5 protein-coding genes and 1 pseudogene are annotated in these 6,264 nt (G+C 44.7%); 4 read left to right on the forward strand and 2 right to left on the reverse strand.

The features are described 5' to 3' along the window. The first annotated feature begins 587 nt into the window (after positions 1-587). The 3 genes from B5G10_RS12350 to B5G10_RS12360 are packed head-to-tail and all read left to right on the forward strand — an operon-like array spanning position 588 to position 3,916. Entirely contained in the window at positions 588-1,085 is a 498-nt protein-coding gene (locus tag B5G10_RS12350; RefSeq protein WP_087425033.1) for a hypothetical protein, read from the forward strand. A gap of 14 nt (positions 1,086-1,099) precedes the next feature. Further along, positions 1,100-1,609 (forward strand): hypothetical protein, encoded by a 510-nt coding sequence (locus B5G10_RS12355; protein WP_087425034.1) that lies wholly within the window; start codon positions 1,100-1,102, stop codon positions 1,607-1,609. 9 nt (positions 1,610-1,618) lie between these two features. Then, positions 1,619-3,916: a hypothetical protein gene (locus B5G10_RS12360; RefSeq protein ID WP_143241153.1), complete on the forward strand. Its 2,298-nt coding sequence runs from the start codon at positions 1,619-1,621 to the stop codon at positions 3,914-3,916. Between the two features lie 79 nt (positions 3,917-3,995). Here the strand turns inward: B5G10_RS12360 and B5G10_RS12365 are convergent, their stop codons facing one another. Continuing rightward, entirely contained in the window at positions 3,996-4,853 is an 858-nt protein-coding gene (locus tag B5G10_RS12365) for an enoyl-ACP reductase (protein ID WP_087425036.1), read from the reverse strand. Positions 4,854-5,174: 321 nt separating this feature from the next. On the opposite strand from B5G10_RS12365, the gene B5G10_RS12370 reads away from it, so the two are divergent. Beyond that, positions 5,175-6,134, forward strand: a complete 960-nt coding sequence (locus tag B5G10_RS12370; protein WP_087425037.1) for an ROK family protein — start codon at positions 5,175-5,177, stop codon at positions 6,132-6,134. 35 nt (positions 6,135-6,169) lie between these two features. On the opposite strand, the pseudogene B5G10_RS12885 reads toward B5G10_RS12370, so the two are convergent. Continuing rightward, positions 6,170-6,264 (reverse strand): annotated as a pseudogene (locus B5G10_RS12885) (IS982 family transposase); the annotation flags it as partial.

Here is a 6,264-nt window from a genome sequence, read left to right on the forward strand (position 1 = left end):
TTCCAGAGGGCGAATATCCGTGAAATTTATAATCAGCCGACAACTCCAGTTAGTGTTCCGGAGGCGGGTTCTGTCGAGCAACCTACTTTATGGTAAAATTTCTCCGGACAGCAGTGTTTCTTCATAACACTTTCCTAGAATAAAATTAATGATGAATATAGTTGAGGTTACATTCTATACCCAAAACAAACAGTATCATACTGTAAGCGTTTTTCGCAAAAATAAAAAGATATTTTAATTCCCGATTTCACATTTGGTAAAAAATGATTTCCTATTCTCAATTATGCCATCTTAATGACAATTTGAAATTTTTTGTTTAGATCCACGAACAAACCCGCATAAAAAGTTGTATTCTTCAACAATTTATCTACCATTTCTTCCAGATTCAATATATATTAACACAAAAAAAGGGGGCCGATACTATTTCAAATTATACCAACTCTTAATTCCTATACCTCCCCCGTTCGAAGGCCTAAACGCAACTACTCAGCCTGGCAAATATCGCATTTTTCAATCCTGCCACAATTACCGACCTTGAGATACAGATATTTGCGACAAATATCACCAACCCGTAAAAACAGGAAAATATGTTTAATCTAATCTCAACCGCAATCCCCTTGGTGGGGAGTTTCCTGATTTCTCGAAACGAAAGAAACCAGGCACAACAAATCATGCAGGAGCAACAGCAACAGTATGAAAAAGAATTGCTGAAGTTGAATGGTCTCTTTAACCGAAACTATTACAGCAATATGCTCGATCGATCAGACGTGAGAGGGTTGCTCAGCGATATGCGCGAACAAATGACCCAATCGACTCAAGATCTGAAAAATCAGGCCAGTATTACCGGAGCAACCCCCGAGACCATTACTGCCACCCAAAAAGCTCAAAACCAAGCCTACGGCAAAGCGGTGAGCCAAGTAGCCAGCTATGCCACAAATTGGAAAGAGAATACGCTGAGAAATTACCTCACGGCTCGCAATGCGTTGGAAGAGTACTACCAGCCTGCAAAATCGAATTACATGAACCACATACTCGGTAATTCATTTTCCTCTACTCTCAACACACTGAGATCTATGTTTAACTAAAACCTATCCACACAATGAGCAATCACACAACTTCTACCGAAAACTTAAGTCCCGAGTCCACTCTCCGACTTACCGATTACATGAACGAGGGGAAGTGCTTTCTGGAATCCTGTCGAGCCTATCTCGATGCTCTAAAAAGAAGGGATAACAAGCACAATGATTCCCACCTCTTCTATCAAGAGTTAGATACACTGAAAGAGTTACTCGAACTGCTACACCAGCCCGAACGCGATATCGATCCGACTCTGGCCGAGATATGGCTTCCACACTCCTACCCCGAGAAAGAGCAACGTTATCGTAACTACCTGTTGTGGTCGGCATTCTCATCCGGACAATACGATCGAGAATATCGCTGCCCGGCTTTAAACGAAAAGGCCCTGCTAAAGGCTATTTATGCCGGGCGTAATGAATTCGAGAGCAAGCACCACATATTCAATCTGTTGATATCCACAGGATTCCCCAAGAAACAAGCCTGCATATTGGCCAAATATCTGGGAAGCCGAGTTTCAAACCAAACCCATTGATCGACAATTATGAAAAGTTTACAAGAAATTTCCACTAACGAGGGTAACGGGATGTATGGCTGGGACCTTATCAATCCCTATTTACAAGATCTTTACCAAAACGAAGAAGAAAGCGACAACGACAAAATACCCCAATACACCGTTCCACTGCCCAAAGCTCAAACGAACGTTCCGTTTGAACCTCGGACGTATGAACCCACAATCCCGTTAAAACCCGATTATCCTGTCAACCCCGACCCCAACAGGCCAACTAAAAAACCAGAACCTCGCAAATTGAGAAGCCTTACCGAAGGACTTGATCTGTCGGGTAAACGCATCTGGAACGATCTGAAATATTCACGAGGATACATACAGGATCTCCTCTCCGAGGATAAATCGGATGCTGCCAAAAGCGCCCTGGAACATCTTCCCGAGTATGAAAACAGTACCGATGCCCAACTGCAACATAAAGCAGACTCTCTTGAAAATGTACCTAAACAAAAACCCGTGGACCAACCTCGCATCGAATTGGAAGGGCTCAAAGAGTATCAACGCCTTCGAGAAGATGGACTGCCTCAAGGAGAAATAGCCCGACAACTCTCTGAAACGGCTAGATGGGGAACTGAAGGGAAACGTATTATGGAAGAAGCCCGAGCTACCGAAAATGCTTTCCCTGAAACCGAGGGATGGGCTACGGCAGGTTCATTCCTAGCCGACGTATCTCGAACAGGAATCCCCGTTGCCATAGGGGCAGCGTCGGCACCTGCCGGTATTGCCGCAGGCGCCCTCAATGTAGGGACATCGGTTCTCCAGAGTCATGCCCAAGCCCAAATGGAACTCGACAATTACGAAGAGGAGATCGGACAACCTTTATCCTCCTTCCAACGTACGGCCTACACGGCCATCTGTATGGGAGCCGACTTCCTTTTCGACACCATTCTGCAAAGTCGCTACTTGGGTAATTTGAAATCGGGAATCAAAAGACAAGCTTCAAACTACTTCAAAAAGGAACTTCTTAAAAACAAAGCCGCCCAAAAGGAAGCGAAACAATTATTGCGCAACCTCTCATACTCCGATAAATCGGGAGTACTGCTCGGAACGGCAAAAGATGCCGCTGCTGGGAGTGTATCTGAGGGACTCAATTCGGTAGCTCATGACATGGGACAAATGGTATATGCCAATCCCGAAGACTACCCAACCCTCAACTCGATACTTCAAAATGCGGCTATGGGAATGGCCACGGGAGGAGCTGGAGGTGCTGTTGCCGGAGGTATAGGCCGAGTTTCCAATTTGCATAAGAAAAATATCCGACGCAACCAACAAGAGGCTACTGCCATACTCAATCAAGATGGATCTACTTGGGAGGTTCTCGACTACGACCCCGAAAGCAGGAGTGCGACTGTCATCAGTCCCGATCGTAGAAAACCCGTCACCATCTACGACGTCGATCCCGACATGATACGGTCTCTTTCGACCAGTGAAACTCGTCGAGATATCCAAATTGAAAAAGAGATCAATGAACCCGACCCTCTGAGTACCGTTCTGCGAGATCCTGCCAAAGACCAAGCCTGGCAGGAGATGTCTCTACGCGGCAAATATCTTTTGACTAAAGATCTCGTCGATCGCATGGGAGTAGATAACGTATTTATTTATGAGAGAGAAGCGGATATTCCAAAGCCAATTCTGAGAATCAAATTAGATGGAGCACGAATAGGAGGTTTCTATAGACATAATGGCTCTATAGGAATCGTACTTGAAAACCTTCCTTCTTATGAAATGTTACAACATGTCCTACTGCATGAAGCCGTAGGACATCGTGGACTCAATGCTCTTTTTGGTAGCACCTACTTTAAAGACGAATTTCTTATGAGAATATACGACTCAATTCCTTCTCTCTGGAAATTGAGTGGTAATTCATGGAACGCTCGTACAAATGACGCCGAAGAATATTTAGCCGACCTGGCAGCCACGGGAAGACATACTCCAGCCTGGAGGCAAATCTGCGCAGACTTGAGAGGTATGCTCAGAATATTCATGCCTGGATTAAGATTTTCCAACGACGAGTTGGCAGATATTATAAGTCTTTCACGTAATGCTCTGAAAGAAGACTACTCTATTTCCGAAATGAATCAAAGAATTAGAGAACAAATGGGAGACGAATATTACGAAGAATTAGGGAAGCCACTTTCCGAGACCGAGAAAGAAACTTATAGACTCTTATGGGAGAATGATCCCCAGTGGCAACGATACAAACGTTTCTACGATGAGGTCTATGGCGACCCCGAGAACAAGCGTAGTTCCTCCACCCCAACTGATTCAGACAAATAATTGCTGACTTTAAAAAATAGGCCCCGCTTGAACAGGATTTCAAGTGGGGCCTACATTATTAAACCAAATTTACCATACTTTATCCGTAGCAAATCTCTCCTTTTTCATTGCGATATTCATCAAAACTCTTGTTATACTGAGTCATGGCACGCAAACTCATACCCATACTCGAGAAACCTCCATCATGATAGAGGTTCTGCATGGTCACCTTGCGAGTCAAATCGGAGAACATTACAATACAGTAATCGGCGCACTCATCGGCATTAGCATTACCCAAGGGAGACATCCGATTGGCAAAATCCATCAACGACTCCATTCCTTTTACACCGCTACCGGCCGTCGTCATCGTAGGCGATTGCGAAATCGTATTGATACGCACATTCTTCTCGCGGCCATAAATATAACCGAAGCTACGGGCGATCGACTCCAACAGAGCCTTTGCATCGGCCATATCGTTATACCCAAACAGCGTACGCTGGGCGGCTACATACGACAATGCCACAATAGAACCATACTCGTTAATGGCATCCATTTTTTTAGCTACCTGTATCATCTTGTGAAATGAGATGGCCGAGATATCCAAAGTCTTGGAGAGCATATCATAGTCCAAATCGTCATACGGACGCTTTTTCCGCACATTGGGCGACATGCCTATCGAGTGCAACACAAAGTCGATTTTACCACCCAAAACCTCCATCGAGCGGGCAAATACCTTTTCAAGATCTTCTACGCTGGTGGCATCGGCCGGAATAATTTCGGCGTTTAATTTTTCCCCCAAAGCGGTGATCTCGCCCATACGCACAGCCATAGGCGTATTCGAGAGTGTAATTACGGCTCCCTCTTCTACCGCTTTCTCGGCGACTTTCCACGCAATAGACATCTCGTTCAATGCGCCAAAGATAACGCCTCTTTTTCCTTTCAATAAATTATAACTCATACATTCTATTTTTAGCCACATATTGCACGATTCGTACAATATTGTGCCGTTTTGCGGCTGCAAAGATAAGACACTTTTCCAAAATGGGAAACAAAAAGAGCCAATTTTGTTATGCCGAGATTACAATTTGCGCCACTAAGGCCTCTACATCTATATTCCCAAAGAATACGAAGCCTGATTAAAGACAACCAGAAAAGTCCTAAAAAATACATTTATTTTTTTACATTATTTTTCAAACAAAAAAAACCGGCAGTATCAGAAATTTATCATTATATTTGTGTCGTAAAATCAACTAAATAATAATTTTTTTATTACAAAACCATGAGTAAACCATATGTTGTAGGTATCGATATAGGCGGTACCAATACAGTGTTCGGAATTGTCGATGCCCGCGGTTCTATCTTAGCCACAGGGTCTATCAAAACTCAAAAATATACCGAAATCAACGATTATGTAACCGCTCTTTACGAAGAGTTATCTCGCCTTTTGGCTCAAGAAAACGTAACCGATCAGATTGCCGGTATTGGTATTGGAGCTCCCAACGGCAACTATTTCACCGGGAATATCGAATTCGCACCCAACCTGCCGTGGAAAGGTGTAATTCCTCTGGCCCAAATGGTTCGTGAAAGATTCAACATCCCCGTAACCATCACCAACGATGCCAACGCTGCCGCTATTGGCGAAATGACCTACGGTGCAGCTCGCGGGGTGAAAGATTTCATCATGATCACACTCGGTACTGGTGTAGGTAGCGGTATTGTCATCAACGGCCAAATGGTTTATGGCCATGACGGATTTGCCGGGGAGTTGGGACACGTCATCGTTCGCCGGGGCAACGGCCGTCTTTGCGGTTGTGGCCGCACCGGTTGCCTCGAAGCCTATGCATCGGCCACAGGAGTAGCCCGTACGGCCCGCGAATTTCTCGAGATTCGTAATGATGAGTCTTCCTTGAGACAACTGCCCATCCAAGACATCACATCAAAAGATGTTTACGATGCTGCCGTATCGGGAGATAAACTCTCACAAGAAATTTTTGAATATACCGGTAAAATCCTGGGTGAGGCATTTGCCGATTTCGTAGCCTTCTCGAGCCCCCGTATGATTGTTCTCTTTGGAGGTTTGGCCAAATCGGGCGAACTCATCATGCGTCCTATCCGCGAAGCCATGGAGCGTAACCTGCTCCCCATCTACAAAGGCAAAGTGAAAATCGTACTCTCGGAACTGAAAGAGAGCGATGCTGCCGTATTGGGAGCCAGCGCACTGGGCTGGGAAGCCAACTAAAGTTCCTATTCTTAAATAACGTGAGTTCGACGAATTCAAAACAAAGCGAGCTGTGTGTCAATAGTTCTTGTAACATTGATACACGGCTTCTTGGGAAAGCAACAATATGCAGCAATTGCACCCAACAGGT

The sequence above is a fragment of the Barnesiella sp. An55 genome (assembly GCF_002161555.1).
Taxonomy (GTDB): Bacteria; Bacteroidota; Bacteroidia; order Bacteroidales; family Barnesiellaceae; genus Barnesiella; species Barnesiella merdipullorum.